The following is a 14322-nucleotide window of genomic DNA, read 5'->3' as shown; positions in this document are numbered from 1 at the left end:
CATTTCCCCTGGCTCTCATCCCGACGCTCACCAAGCACGGGTAGAGCGCGGGGCTTCCCGCCGAGAAGCTAAATATTGGCAAATATTGGCTGCCAACTGTGTTCGGTCGAATAGCATTTGCGATCGCCCGTCGTCCATTGTTGGCCGGATGGACTACCCTCTATTTTCTCTACAATCTTGGTATATTCACCATTACACTGCTACGAGGGCAGGAGAAGACCTCCACGCCTATGGGTCTGCATCAAGGGTCGCTACGCCTGTCACACCCCGCTGAGGGAGCTATCCGGGGTTGAGTTGGGGTTTGGCATCCTGCCACTTCCCGCAATCGGAATCAACGGGTTTTCGTTTCCTGTTTGGAGGCGATCGCAAAAGCCGCACGCCGTTTTCGCAATCGCCAAGCCCGTCGAAGCCTCTAGCTCCGTTATAGCCTTTTGTCCCCTACAACCCCAAGACAGTTTTAAGCTAAGGTATGGTTTGGAACTTTCAAGTCCCTGCCTCGATCGCTTGCAGTTTTCTAAGGCAGCGACCCCTGCCGCCACTGAACGCTGTCGTCTCTCAGGAGAGCGTCAGCGCATTTTAAACCAGGGTGCAAGGGAGCCTCTGTTCGGGGATAACCTAGGAGCGATTGCAGAAGCGGCAATGCAGGCCGCCTCATCCAGTTCCGCAGGCGCGTGCAACCACTCGCCGCAACGGCCTCTTTTTCAATTTACCTTGAAAACATCCACTCCCCTCCCCTTTGTTTGACTTTCCCCTAGTGGCTGGATGCCAATCTGTTGTATAGTCAGCCATACGCCCCCTTTCATTTTGGAGGCGCGCGCCGTCCAGTTTCCCGGAATTGTCAAACCCATTTCCCCCCCCCCGGTTCCAAGGAGCGGCGACCGGTTCGACCCCACCCCGCGTGACTGTTGCCAATCGATAATATTTTAAAATGCTGGGTAAAGTTATTGTAGAGGCCGCTTATTTCCCACCGAGAAAGCTGCTGAATTCTCCCAGAAAGCCATCTGGCTTTTCGTGTCAGCCTGAATCATGCTTCTTGACCAGTTCACACCAGCACAGTTCTAGCTATGGCCCCTGCCAAGATTCTTGTCGTTGATGATGACCCTGCCATCCGCAATTTAATCCATCGCTTTTTAAGCAAGCAAAACTATCAAATGGAGTCGGCTGAAGATGGAAAAAAAGCGCTCGAGTTATTCGAGAAATTTAACCCGGATTTAGTGGTTTTGGATGTCAATTTGCCCGATACGACGGGCTATCAGCTCTGTCAAGCCATGCAAAACCGAACCGGGGTTTTTGTATTGATGCTCACTAGCCGCACCGACGAAGCCGACAAAATTAGAGGCTTTAACTTGGGGGCGGATGATTACATTACCAAACCCTTTAGTTTGGTTGAACTCGGTGCCCGCGTCGGGGCGCTTTTAAAGCGCCAACGAGTGGTTCAAACCGCAGAACAACCCTGTCTGGACTTCGGTCACCTGCAAATCGATCCGGTCCGTCGAGAAGTCACCCTCGACGAACTCCCGGTTTCTTTAACTGCCTTAGAATTCGATTTACTTTATTTTTTAGCCCGTCATCCCGGTCGCGTTTGGCGCAGAACCGAACTGCTTCAAGAAGTCTGGGACTATGACTATGTGGGCGATCGCCGCGTGGTGGACGTGCATATCGGTCAAATCCGCCGCAAAATCGAACCGGATGCCCATCATCCCAAACTAATTCAAACCGTGCGCGGTGTGGGCTATAAATTCGAACTCGAACCGAGCCAAAACCCCCAATCTACTGAGTCAACATGAACCCACTGAGTCGCGAGCCGTAGAACCCGTGGCGCTTCTCCCTGGCAGGGTGGAGAAGTTCTCCAGACTCCCACGGCTCGATCGCTTCTTTTGGCTTACCGACTCTCCTTTACCTTAAATATTCCCGCAGCTTTTCAGCCCCCTCTTGGGCGCGACGCACGCAGTCTCCTAAGGCGACACCATCGCTGTAGTTGCCACACAGGTACAATCCGGGAAACTGCTGCAATTGTCTCTCGATGCGATGGAGACGCTGCAGGTGTCCGAGGTTGTATTGCGGAATGGCTCGCTTCCACAAATGCACCGCTAATACCTTCGGCTCTACATCCTCCCCGAGTAGGGTTTGGCACAGGTCTCGATGCACCGCATTCACGATTTCTTCTTCGCTTAAGTTGGCGATCGCATTATCGGTGGCTCCCCCAATAAAGTTAATCACCATCTCCCACCCCTGCGGCGCACGTCCGGGAAATAAGCTCGATCCCCAAATGGTTCCAAGGGTGCGAATTCCCTGCCCTCGCGGAATTAAATTCCCAAATCCTTTCATGGGCCGCTTGAATGCTTCTGTGGGATATCCCAACACCACACAAGCAACCGACGGATACGTAATCCCCTTTAATGCCATCCCTAATTCCACATCGAGCGGCTCTAATATCTCCACCGACGCATAGGTGGGAGTGGTCAGCACTACGCTGCGACTCTCTACCTGCTTTACTCCCTCTGGTGTGGAAAATTCGGCAATGTAGGTGCCTTTTTCCCTGGGACTGAGGCGCAACAGGTGCCAGTTCAGTTTCACCGCGTCTCCTAGGGTGCCGGCGATCGCTTTGGGTAGGGCTTCTAATCCCTCCCGAAATGACCCCAATTGCCCCCGCTTCGCTTGCGGTACGTTCGGATCCACTGCCACGGCAGGTTTTTTCTTGTTCTTGGCTGACAGGATTGCCCCCGCAACCAACCCCCCGCCTATCTCTTCTAGTCGCTTTACTCGCGAAAATGCTGCCGATGCACTCAGTTGATTCGGATCTCCGGCATAAACTCCAGAAACAAATGGCTCCACCAGTCGCTTGAGAACCTCATCCCCTAAATGACGTCGGAAAAATTCCGCTACGGTTTCCTCTCGCTCCTCGGACCCCATCTTTGGCCCTACAAATCCTAATGCCCCGACTAATGCCCGGAGTTTCCCCGGCACACTCAACAGCTTTGACTTGACCATTGCTGGAGGACTCATCGGTACTGGCATCAACTCCCCTTGCCAATACACAAACCGGGGCAGGAAGCGATCGGCAAGCAGTAGTTCGTCTTTTAACCCCACATCTACCGCTAATTTCATCAGCTCTGGGGTCGGGGCAAAGCTATTTGGCCCGGACTCCCAGAGAAACCCATCCCCGGATGCGGTGACGATTCGTCCTCCAACTCGCCCTTGACTTTCGGCGACTAATATGTTAAACGGGCGATCGCTTTTCCGGGGGTGCTGTAAGTCGTGCGCCATACTTAGCCCACTAATCCCTGCACCCACTATCAAGACATCGACTGTGGTAGATGGATTCGCTGCTTCGGTCATTTCAATCTTTACTATTTAGAGCTTAGCCTTTCGATTTTAGACTGCTCTCGCTTCCCTCTACACCGGATGCTGAAATAGGGTCTCTAAATACACCCTCGCTGCTTGGTGATAGTTGCGCGAGGACTCCGGCGTGCTATTGTCCCCATTTTGCAACAAAAACAGGGACAGGGCTGCCGCAAATACTCGGTCTTGGTCCCACTCGGGATGAGCATCTAAGTACCCCTTGAGCGATTGATGCAGTTCTTCTGGAATCTCGGCCAATATGCTGACGTTTGGGTTCATTTCTCGAAATCCTCCTTGCGCGTACAACGGCTTTCCTAACTTTCTAGTCTTCTGGGGGCTGCATTCTCCCGATCGAGGCACCTGTGTGATGATGCCCCTCTCCAGATATCCCCCAGTTGCCCGATTCGCTCCCCCCTCCCTCAGTCTCGAATTTCCCGTCTCTTTTGCTGACGTCACTTTTCGATTCCTCTGGGGGGTTGACAAATCTTTAGATAGCTGTATGCCGCTGCCAGAATTTTTAGGTCGGCGGATTCATTGTGCGCTTAGAAGGGGTGGGATTGTCAACGTTGCGAAATGTTACAACTCACCCACACGGCTCCTACCCCCTACGAAAGAATCAGCCTTTGAAGCCACTTTTTGTTACAAAAGTTCATAAAAAAGGATCCGCCAGTTCCCTGGCGGCTGGGCGGCGGAGAAATCCCCAACTCCACCGAAACACTCCACCTCGAGCGCGATCGCCTGTGGAAAACCTTGTTTAATCTGTGGAAAACTTCAGTTCCCCTGTGGAAATCCATGTGGAATCTGTGGGGAAAACTCCATCGAAAAATAAGAATTGCAAAATTTTTCCAACTTCCGGGCAGAGGTCATTGACCAATGACCAATGACCAATGACCAATAACAAATGACAAATTTATCATTCGATACCAGAACCGAAACGATACCCTTTGCCATAGACGGTATGAATTAAAGGAGCTTCGCCGGGGGCTTCTATTTTGCGACGCAGGAGGCGAATTTGAGCGGCGAGAACGTTGCTGCTGGGTTTAGTTTCTTCAGTCCACAACTGGTGATAAATTTGGTTGTGGGTGAGTAACTGACCCGCGTGGCGCATAAAATATTCCAGGAGTTTGGTTTCTTTTTCCGAGAGTTCGATAGCGCGATCGCCTCGGTAGGCGAGCTGATTGTCCGGGTCTAATTCCAAGTCATCCACGCGCAGGCGATCGGGATTGGGGGCGGTTTCGCCGACGAGCGATCGCCGCAATTGCGCCCGAACCCGGGCAAGTAATTCGCGCAATTCAAAAGGCTTGACCAAATAATCATCAGCCCCAGCATCCAAACCGAGTACGCGATCGTCCAAGGTATCTTTTGCAGTTAAAAACAGCACCGGGGTCATATCGCCGCGATCGCGAATTTCCTGACAAATTTCGATGCCCGATTTTTGCGGTAACATCCAATCTAAAATCAGCAGGTCATAATGTTCTCGAGTTGCCAATTGGCCACCAGTTGCGCCATCATAAGCCACATCAACGCGATACCCTTCGCGAGTGAGCACCCGAGACAAGGGATCGGTGAGTTCGACTTCATCATCAACTAACAGAATTCGCATAGAGATAATACAGAATTGGCGAGTAGGGTTGACTCAGAGACACTGAGGCGGGGAGAATAAGAGCGGGAAAACACTTGGGAGTTGGGACGGTGTGGTTTCATCCTTCACCCCACCAGGGATTTCCACTCGGCGCGCGATCGCGAGTAAACTATAGAACCATTACTTTATCATTGTCCTATGCTTACCGTTGCTTTGCCCAAAGGATCTCTATTACGCGATAGCATCCGACTGCTACAGTCAGTGGGATTAGATTTTAGTGCATTTCTCGATTCATCCAATCGACAGTTGCAAATTCTCGACCCCACGGAAAAGGCGAGGGGACTACTGGTGCGCGCGCAAGACGTGCCGGTGTATGTCGAATACGGTCAAGCGCAGTTGGGAATCGTCGGTGATGACGTTTTGCGGGAAAAACAACCGCGAGTGGCCCATTTAATCGATTTAGGATTTGGCGGATGTCGGTTGTCGGTGGCGGTGAAAGAGTCGAGTCCCTATCGGCGATCGCTGGATTTACCCGCCCACGGACGAGTCGCGAGCAAATTCGTTCGTTGCGCGCGCGAACACTTTCAAAAACTCGATTTACCCGTAGAAATCGTGCCCTTGTACGGTTCGGTAGAACTCGGTCCGATTACCGGCATGTCTGAGGCAATTGTGGATTTAGTCTCCACAGGTCGTACCCTGAAAGAAAACGGGTTAATCGAAATCGAAATCCTCTTTGAAAGTACCGCCCGATTGATTGCCAATCCCTTAAATTATCGCCTGAATAATGATGGATTGTCCGACTTGACTTCCCAAATACGCGAAGCCAGTTTGGCAACAGTTTAAAGGTGAAATTGAGGGAAAAATCGGGTAAAATAGAAAAAAACCGAGTTTTTTCCTGAGAGGATTTCTGGATAATTCTGCGAATAACGGCGGCGATATAAAATCCGAGAAACCCAATCGAAATCCGTGGAAATATTCGGCAAAAATTAACCCTTGGCAGAAACAGGAACGGGGACAGCGGTGCAGTGAAGGGGAATATTGCGCGCAATCCGTTCCCTCTGGCGGGCGGGATGCCCCATCGGTTTTCTATCTGGGGGATGAGGAGAAAATCGGCGGTTGCGCTACAGTGGGAGGGCGTGTATTTCTGCTTGGCAAAAGGTTTTTTTCGATGACTAGCTTATCACCGCCCACAACAGAGCAAAAGCGATCGCGCCGTCGCGAAAATGACTGGCGTTTGTTTTTGCGGTTGGTACCCTATGCCCGTCGCAGCGGGCGTTTGCTGCTGATTTCGCTGTTATTATTAATCCCCCTTTCCCTGGCGGGTGCGGTTCAACCGATTCTCATCGGTCAGGCGGTGTCCCTAATTCGTTCTGAACCGACGAATATTCCCTTTTTGCAAGGGGTAACGCTCTCGCGCGGGTTGAATATTCTCGCCTGGTTATTATTCGCCACGATCGCGGTGCGATTCACCCTACAAGCGGTGCAAGGATATCTGGTTCAGGAGGTGGGTCAGAAAATCACGGCGGATATCCGCAATGATTTATTCGACCACGTAACCTCCTTGGCGGTGCGATTTTTCGATCGCACCCCGGTGGGCCGCTTGATTACCCGCCTCACCAGCGATGTGGAAGCCCTCGGGGAGGTGTTTTCCACCGGGGCGATCGGCATCATCACCGATTTATTCTCCATTGTGGTGATTTTGGTGGTGATGTTCTATCGTCAATGGCAACTGGCAACATTGCTGTTGCTGATGCTAATCCCGATCGCGGGGGTGGTGATTTATTTCCAGCAGCAATATCGCCAGGAAAACTATCGCGCCCGGGAAGAACTTTCAGCGCTCAATTCCAAACTGCAAGAAAACATTACCGGCGTCTCGGTAGTGCAACTATTTCGCCGGGAAACTTTTAACGCTGAATTATTCCGAAACAATAACCAGCGCTACATCAAAGCCGTGGATCGAACGATTTTGTATGATGCTTCGGTCTCGGCAACTCTAGAATGGATTGCATTGGTGGCGATCGCCGGTGTCTTGTGGTTGGGCGGAAGGTTGATTCTCGCCGATACCCTAACCTTTGGTAAATTAGCCGAATTTATCCTATTTTCTCAGCGATTGTTCGACCCCCTGCGCCAGTTTGCAGACAAATTCACCGCCATTCAAGCTGGATTTACCGCCATGGAACGGATTAGCGATATTTTCAACGAACCTATCGAAATTCGCGACCCGGAACATCAGCCAACCGAAGGCGGAATCATGCGCTACGTTTCCGTGCCGGCTCAAACCGAAAACGAACCGCGCGATCGCGGGGCAACCCTCAGTCAATCCCACGCCGGGGAAATTCGCTTCGATCGCGTTTCCTTCGCCTACAAAGAGGATGAATACGTCCTCAAAAACTTGAACTTTACCATCAAATCCGGGGAAAAAGTTGCCCTCGTCGGTCCCACGGGAGCGGGAAAAAGTTCGATTATTCGATTGTTATGTCGCCTTTACGAAACCAGCAAAGGTCGCATTTTAGTCGATGGCATCGACGTGCGCGATATGCGCCAAGCTGAACTGCGTCAGCACCTCGGAGTTATCCTGCAAGATGGATTTATTTTCGCCGGGGATGTGAAAAGCAATATCACCCTAGGCGAAACCTATTCGATGGCGCAGATTCGTGAAGCGGCGCGATCGACGAATGTGGAGAGTTTTATCGAAGCATTGCCCGAAGGATATGATACCCAATTGCGCGAAAGAGGGACGAATCTTTCTGCGGGACAAAAGCAACTTTTGGCATTCGCCCGCGCGGCGATTCGCAACCCGCGAATTTTAGTCCTCGATGAAGCCACCGCTAGTTTGGATGTGGGCACGGAAGCGCTGATTCAAGATGCCCTCGATCGCCTATTAGAAAACCGCACGGCGATTATTATTGCCCACCGCCTCTCGACGATTAAAAATGTGGATCGGATTTTGGTTCTCAAACAAGGGGAATTGGTAGAACAAGGCACTCACGAAGAACTCTTGGCGCGGGAGGGATTGTATGCCAGTTTGTACAAGTTGCAAATGTTGGGTAATTAGGGCAAAAGTGGGTATGAATCGTTCATAATTTAACCGAATGAGGGAGAATATTTGACGGATTCTGGAGTTGAAAGCTTCCCCTTTCAACTTCCCCACCTCGGTTCCCTCAAACAATTGACGATTAAGATATTTAGGGATAAAATCAAAGATATTACAGGAAGTTTATTAGCATTGATTTCAGGATTTTGCGAAATTCCATAAAAGTTGAGCGAAACATGAAAGGGGAAAACGCGGAAATATTAATTGTAGACGATCGCCTAGAAAACCTGCGGCTGTTACTGAATATTTTGGAGCGAGAAGGGTATGTAGTTCGCTGTGTCAGAAGCGGGGAGATGGCGCTGAAGGTGCTGGAAAATACTACGCCGGATTTGATTTTGCTGGATATCCAAATGCCAGAAATGAATGGTTATCAAATTTGCGAGCAACTGAAATCCAATCCAAAAACGCGGGCTATTCCGGTGATTTTTATCAGCGTTATTGATGAGACAATGGATAAGATAAAAGCCTTTCGCGTGGGAGCAGTAGACTATATTAAAAAACCCTTTCAAGTGCAAGAAGTGGTGGTGCGGGTGGCGAATCAATTGACGATTCGCCGTCTGCAGCAGCAACTTACCTATCAAAACGAGCGCTTGCACGCCGAAATCCGCGATCGCGAAGCAGCACAACAGCAATTGCAGCAGTTAAACCAAAAACTGGAACGTTCAAATCAAGAATTAGAAGAATTTGCCTATGTGGTTTCCCACGACTTGCAAGCGCCTTTAGGAACTATCGCTAGCTACGCGGAACTGCTGGAAAATCGCAGCGAGGAACACCTGGATGCTAAAGCAAAAAAATATATAGGCAATATCATTGGCGGTAGTCTGCGAATGCAAGGTTTGATTCAAGATTTGCTGGAATATTCCCGGTTGGGAAGAAGCCGCGATAAAGGGTTTGAAATGATAGATTGCAATCGGGTGTTTGCGTTGGCCATATCCAATCTGGCACAAACCATTCGCCAGACCCAAGCAGTGGTCACATCCGAGGGAAATTTACCCCGGGTTTGGGGGAATTCGATTCGTTTGGTGCAGTTGTTTCAAAATTTAATTAGCAATGGGATCAAGTATCATCAAGAAGGTAAACCCCCAGTGATTCGCGTGAGTGCGGTTCTCCAGGAGAATGATTGGGTGATTTCCGTGGAAGACAATGGGATCGGAATCGACCCGAAACAACAAGGGCGCATTTTTAAAATTTTTCAGCGCTTGCATACGGAAACGGAATATCCCGGAAGCGGGATTGGATTGGCAATTTGTAAAAAGATTGTGGAACTTCATGGCGGGAAAATTGGGCTGCGATCGCTTCCCGGCGAAGGCACCACCTTTTATTTTACCCTTCCCAATGTCAATCCTTCCCGGAATGAGAAAGAATTACAATGCAAAAATCACAGCGATTGAGCGCCGCAGGTGAATCGATCGCCCATTCTCTATGGATAACAAAAGTCGGCTCAATTTCAACTATATTTGATAGCAGGCGATCGCCCTTTGCGCTGGGCGGCCCTATGGGGCGATACCCCTCTCCCCCTCATTCACCCGATTAAATTGGGAAAATAAAGACAAAACAAGCTATACTGCTTTCAGGCTTTATCAGCCACAAACTAATTTTCGAGCGGTTCTCAAGTCTCAATCCTCCCTCTCTCGATCCGAAAAACCTCGAGATAGAGACCGATATGGGCAAACAACAATGAAATCAAGCACCAAACTGTTCACTATTTTAATGGCCAATGACGATAGCGGATTTTGCGTTTTGATGCAAGAAGCATTATCAGAAGTGGATTTACCGGTCCATTTTTACGCTGTGCATAATGGTGAAAAACTCCTGGATTATCTGTATCACCGCGATCCCTATGCAGATGTAACCGCTTTCCCGACACCGGATTTGATTTTGCTGGATTTGAATATGCCCCGAGTGGATGGGCGCGAAGCCCTGCAACGCCTCAAGTCTGACCCGAAAATGCGAGCAATTCCCATTGTGGTAATAACCACTTCCCACCAAGAGGAAGATATCTTTAATTGCTATCAAGCGGGAGTTAATTCTTTCTTGGTAAAACCCATGACATTCGAGAAATTAGTATGGATGATGCAAGAAGTCTGTCGCTACTGGTTTGAGTTGGTTTGCTTGCCCTCTTGTAGCAGTTGAAAATAACATGTAACACGCTGTTTAACCGCAATACCCCTGCGGTTTTTTCCTTTGATTTTCCCTCCCAAAGGATGGTAGGGTTGCCCGATCGCAATCGGTTTGCCTTGTGGTTGCGGATGGTTCTCCCCCGGCCCGTGCGGTTGAGATCTCGCACCCAACCAATATTCCCGGCTATTCAACGGCGATGATATGAGTTGTAATCTCATGGTGGGTCAAATACCAATCAAAAGCGGGCTATTTCAATCGCCCGCTTTAATTAACTATCCACCGGACGCGATATAATATTGCCACATCTTCTCCCCGGGAATTGAGCGCAAAAATGGGGGAGTATCACACCACTGGCGTCTGACTCAATTGATGCTGCGCTAAAAACACTTCTGTCTGTTTCCTGTTGAGCGGTGGAGAGAAAAAATACCCTTGTCCGTATTTGCATTTGAGCAATTCTAGGTGCTGCACCTGCTCGATATTTTCGATGCCTTCGGCGATCGCATCCATCCCCAAGCCGTGAGCGAGGGCAATAATCGTCCGGACAATTTGCGCGTTGTCATGGCTAGAATCTGCCATTTTACAAATAAAAGAGCGGTCGATTTTTAAAATATCCACCGGAAATTGATACAGATAGCTCAAGGAACAATAACCCGTGCCAAAATCATCGATGCAAAGCTGAATATCCCGGGCTTTGAGCTGCTTGAAAATCGCGATCGCCCCTTGAGGATCGGCAACAATCGCGGTTTCGGTAATTTCTAACTTTAAATCCCATCCTTCTACCCCGGTTTCGCGCAGAATGGCACCGATGCGATCGCTCAAATCCGGCGTAAGCTGCTTCCCGGACAAATTGACGCTCATTCTCAAACAAGGATAGGTGGGAAATTGCTTTTTCCAAATCCGCAACTGGCGACAAGCTTCGCGCAAAGACCATTCTCCCAACGGTGCGATTAAACCGGCTTCCTCGGCGACGGGAATAAACTCGCCCGGAGACACCACCCCTCGCCGAGGATGATTCCACCGCATTAAGGCTTCAAACCCGCTAATTTCGAAGGTCCCCAAGCGGAGGATCGGCTGGTAGCACATCTCGAATTCTTCGCGCTCGATCGCGCGGCGCAAATCCGTCTCCAACTCCAATCGCCGCACGGTTTCTTCTCGCATCGCCGCATCGAATATCGCCCAGCCCTTTTTCCCCATTGCCTTAGCCCGATACATGGCAATATCGGCATCTCGCAAGAAGTCGGGATGGTGACAATCCCCGCTGATGCTGTGGACGATACCGATACTGGCGCTGGCAAAGATTTCGCGATCGCTGACGTGAAATGGTTCGCTCAACCCCTCCTGTATCTCCTCCGCAATGGCGATCGCCGCTTCGATTCCGCCAATGTTTTCCAGCAAAATGGTAAACTCATCGCCGCCAAATCTGGCTAAGGTATCCCCGTCACGCAAGCGCCTTTCCAGTCGCCCCGCGATCGCCATCAGCAAGCGATCGCCCACCGCATGACCCCAACTATCATTCACTAACTTAAAATCATCCAAATCCAAAAACAACACCGCAAACCCATACTCTTCCTCCATCTGATTGCGCGACACCGCCTTGACCAGCCGATCCATGAAAAACGACCGATTCCACAGTCCCGTCAGCGCATCGTGAGAGGCATTGTATCGCAGTTGTTCCTCAGTCCACTTGCGACTGGTAATCTCCACCACCGACCCTTCGTAATACAACAGCTCTCCCCCATCGCACACCGCTCGCAGGTTCTGCAATACCCATATCTTGCTCCCGTCTTGCCGATATACTTGCGCCTCAAATCCCGACACCCGCCCGGTTTCTCGCAGCAAGTCCAAAAATTCCTGGCCGCGATTCGGGTCAACATAGTGCTGATAATCCACTTGGCGAAAGCAGGTCATCATCTCCCCTACGCTGGCATACCCGTAGATTTTCGCCAATGCGGAATTGGCACTGCGATACTGTCCCTGCGGCGTAATTTGAAAGATCCCTTCCACCGCATTTTCTACAATGCTGCGATATTTCGCTTCTGCTTGCTGCAGGGCGCGCACCGCCTGTTTGCGCTGAAATAGCCCCCCTAACTGCATCGCCACTGAGGATACCAGGTCGATCGCGTGCCGGTCTTCTTCTCCCGGCGCACTCATAAAAAACACTAACACCGCCAACACGCGATCGCTCTGGACGATCGGTACTCCTAACCCCGCTTTCAGCCCGCACTCTGCCGCAATCTGATGCCGCACGCACACTTCCCCCGAAACTCGCGATACATCCTGAATCCATTCGGGATGCCGAGATGAGTACACTCGTCCGGGCAATCCTTCATTGGCGGCCAAAGTATAGTTTTCGCTGCAGCGCCGAAATCTCTCCCACTTCGGTTCTCGATAATACCACACCGGACTATAGGAAAGCTCGGTTCCCTCTTCATTGGGAATCCACGCTTCTCCAAATTCCCAGTCGGTGGTTTCTCCCACCCGCCGCAGGGCGACGGCGATCGCCGATTCAAAATCTGCCGCTTCGCTCACATCTTGGGTAATCTGTTGCAGCAGGCGCGTTTCTGCTGCAGCGCGATCGCTATTGCTGATATCGATTCCTACCCCAAAAAAGAATTCCACCTCCCCGGTTTCTTTATTGAAAATCGTTCTCCCATGCCATTCCACTAAAATTTCTCGCTTGTCTTTGGTTAGCACGTGGTTTTGATTGCGCGTCGGGCGATCGTGCTGTAGCAATTCCACGAATAATTTTGCCACCGTTTCTTGCTCTGGCTTCGGCACAAAGTTGGATAAATAATCTCTCCCGATTGCTTCATCTAACGTATAGCCCAATCGGTCGAGCATGGATTGGTTCATTAACAATACTTTACCGTCGGCTCGAATCGCCACGAAAAATGCCGGATTGGCTTCAAATAACGCTCTGCTAAATTGTTGTTCTTGTTCTAAGGCATGCTCGAGGGTACAGCGATCGCCCGGTTGCGCCCAGAGAAACTCCCCGACCCGCCTTCGCAAGGCGATCGCCATCAGACTCCCTAACCCGATCGTTGCTGCGATCGCACCCACTCCTACCAGGGCCATTTGCCCATCTATCCCTCGGTACAATTGCCGTTTGTTTGCGATCGCAATTACTCCCCAGTTCTCCCTATCTATCATCGGCGCATAGGCCATCACTTGGCTGCAATCGCGGCAGTTTATCGCGGTACTGGGAAACGCAGATTGGTTGTCTAAGACTTCGGTTAGCGCCCGCTTTTCTGCTACACTTAACCGATTAGTTGGGGGAAAATTCCCCAGGGGAAATACCTCGAGTTTGTCGCGATGGTCAATCAGCGCGACCCCGCTATTCTCGGCTAAGTTGGTATTGCTGGTTTGAGAGAGAATTGGCGGGAAATTGTTCAGGGCAAATATCATCAAATTGCTTCCCAAGCCGCGATCGCCGCCAATTTCTTGCCGCAAAATTAAGTAAGATTGCTCATGTACTGCGATCGCTTCCCGGTCTCGGGAAAGCCACTCGGATGGTTGCGGAATTTGCACCCCCACCTGCACCACCGGCTGGTCATTCTCATCCCAATGCGCGATACCCACCAGAAATTCATCGAGTCGCGCTTCCAACTGTGGCGCGATGGATTCGCGATAGTCTTGGCGGCTGATTTTACCTTGGTTATAGTCTGCCCAACTTTGGCGCAACTGGGAATCTTCCCAGAGATGTTCCCCGGTTTCTCTCGCTGTCACCCAAAGGCCCTGCATGGCTAACGCTTTGGTCTGCACGGTCCACAGGAGTTCTCTTTCTCGGTGTTGTGTTAGGGGTTTGTAGAGGGACAAGAGACTGGTAAAGGTGACGACACTGGCGATCGCCAACAGTCCTACAATCGTCCTCCCACTCATCGGTTGTCTTACCCTCGGTTTTTTCATCTGCCCCACCAGACATTTCCTCTGATAACTTTCTATCTTAGGACAGATTGGCAGAGGATCTTTGTTGCACTCGACACAGAATTAACCGCTGCGATCGCCCGGGTTATTCCCTCTGCCATCGATTGCAGATAAACAATAAAATATTTTAGCGCCTCAGTGTCCGATGCTTTGGTTTCCTGACTCCAGTCTGCCAGCGATCGCGCTTTGGGAACGATAAGGACACGGCGATGCCATGTCCCTCCGTTATGCTAAATTCCGCTTATCTGCATCCTCACTC

At 50.6% G+C, this 14322-nt stretch carries 11 protein-coding genes; 7 read left to right on the top strand and 4 right to left on the bottom strand.

Features of this window, described 5'->3' with window-relative positions:
* Together AC0QH1_RS27975 and AC0QH1_RS27970 are read left to right on the top strand one after the other, a co-directional pair.
* A partial coding sequence (locus AC0QH1_RS27975) for a hypothetical protein (RefSeq protein ID WP_324634726.1) occupies positions 1 to 274 on the top strand: 274 nt, incomplete at its 5' end.
* A 790-nt stretch (positions 275 to 1064) separates the two neighbouring features.
* Positions 1065 to 1787 carry a response regulator transcription factor gene (locus AC0QH1_RS27970; protein ID WP_324634725.1) on the top strand — a complete coding sequence of 241 codons (723 nt, stop codon included), beginning with the start codon at positions 1065 to 1067 and terminating at the stop codon, positions 1785 to 1787.
* A gap of 109 nt (positions 1788 to 1896) precedes the next feature.
* Here the strand turns inward: AC0QH1_RS27970 and hemG are convergent, their stop codons facing one another.
* A complete protein-coding gene (hemG, locus tag AC0QH1_RS27965; RefSeq protein WP_324634724.1) occupies positions 1897 to 3339 on the bottom strand; it encodes a protoporphyrinogen oxidase in 1443 nt (480 codons plus the stop codon).
* 57 nt (positions 3340 to 3396) lie between these two features.
* Entirely contained in the window at positions 3397 to 3621 is a 225-nt protein-coding gene (locus AC0QH1_RS27960; RefSeq protein ID WP_324634722.1) for a DUF2811 domain-containing protein, read from the bottom strand.
* Between the two features lie 357 nt (positions 3622 to 3978).
* On the opposite strand from AC0QH1_RS27960, the gene AC0QH1_RS27955 reads away from it, so the two are divergent.
* On the top strand, positions 3979 to 4212 hold the full coding sequence (locus AC0QH1_RS27955; RefSeq protein ID WP_324634721.1) for a hypothetical protein: 234 nt from the start codon (positions 3979 to 3981) through the stop codon (positions 4210 to 4212).
* Positions 4213 to 4255: 43 nt separating this feature from the next.
* Here the strand turns inward: AC0QH1_RS27955 and rppA are convergent, their stop codons facing one another.
* Positions 4256 to 4945: a two-component system response regulator RppA gene (rppA, locus tag AC0QH1_RS27950; protein ID WP_324634720.1), complete on the bottom strand. Its 690-nt coding sequence runs from the start codon at positions 4943 to 4945 to the stop codon at positions 4256 to 4258.
* 177 nt (positions 4946 to 5122) lie between these two features.
* Here rppA and hisG point away from each other — a divergent pair, with 177 nt between their 5' ends.
* From hisG to AC0QH1_RS27930, 4 genes are all read left to right on the top strand, one after another.
* Positions 5123 to 5767: an ATP phosphoribosyltransferase gene (hisG, locus tag AC0QH1_RS27945; RefSeq protein WP_324634719.1), complete on the top strand. Its 645-nt coding sequence runs from the start codon at positions 5123 to 5125 to the stop codon at positions 5765 to 5767.
* A 325-nt stretch (positions 5768 to 6092) separates the two neighbouring features.
* The gene (locus AC0QH1_RS27940; protein WP_324634718.1) at positions 6093 to 7979 is read left to right on the top strand and encodes an ABC transporter ATP-binding protein; all 1887 of its coding nucleotides are present in this window, start codon (positions 6093 to 6095) and stop codon (positions 7977 to 7979) included.
* 215 nt (positions 7980 to 8194) lie between these two features.
* Positions 8195 to 9409, top strand: a complete 1215-nt coding sequence (locus AC0QH1_RS27935) for an ATP-binding protein (RefSeq protein ID WP_324634717.1) — start codon at positions 8195 to 8197, stop codon at positions 9407 to 9409.
* Between the two features lie 286 nt (positions 9410 to 9695).
* Entirely contained in the window at positions 9696 to 10151 is a 456-nt protein-coding gene (locus tag AC0QH1_RS27930) for a response regulator (RefSeq protein WP_324634716.1), read from the top strand.
* Positions 10152 to 10481: 330 nt separating this feature from the next.
* Here the strand turns inward: AC0QH1_RS27930 and AC0QH1_RS27925 are convergent, their stop codons facing one another.
* On the bottom strand, positions 10482 to 14045 hold the full coding sequence (locus AC0QH1_RS27925) for an EAL domain-containing protein (protein WP_324634715.1): 3564 nt from the start codon (positions 14043 to 14045) through the stop codon (positions 10482 to 10484).
* Positions 14046 to 14322 lie beyond the last annotated feature (277 nt).

The sequence above is a fragment of the Phormidium sp. CCY1219 genome (assembly GCF_055795085.1).
Note: the sequence above shows the minus strand (reverse complement) of the source record. Positions and strands in the feature narration are given on the sequence as shown.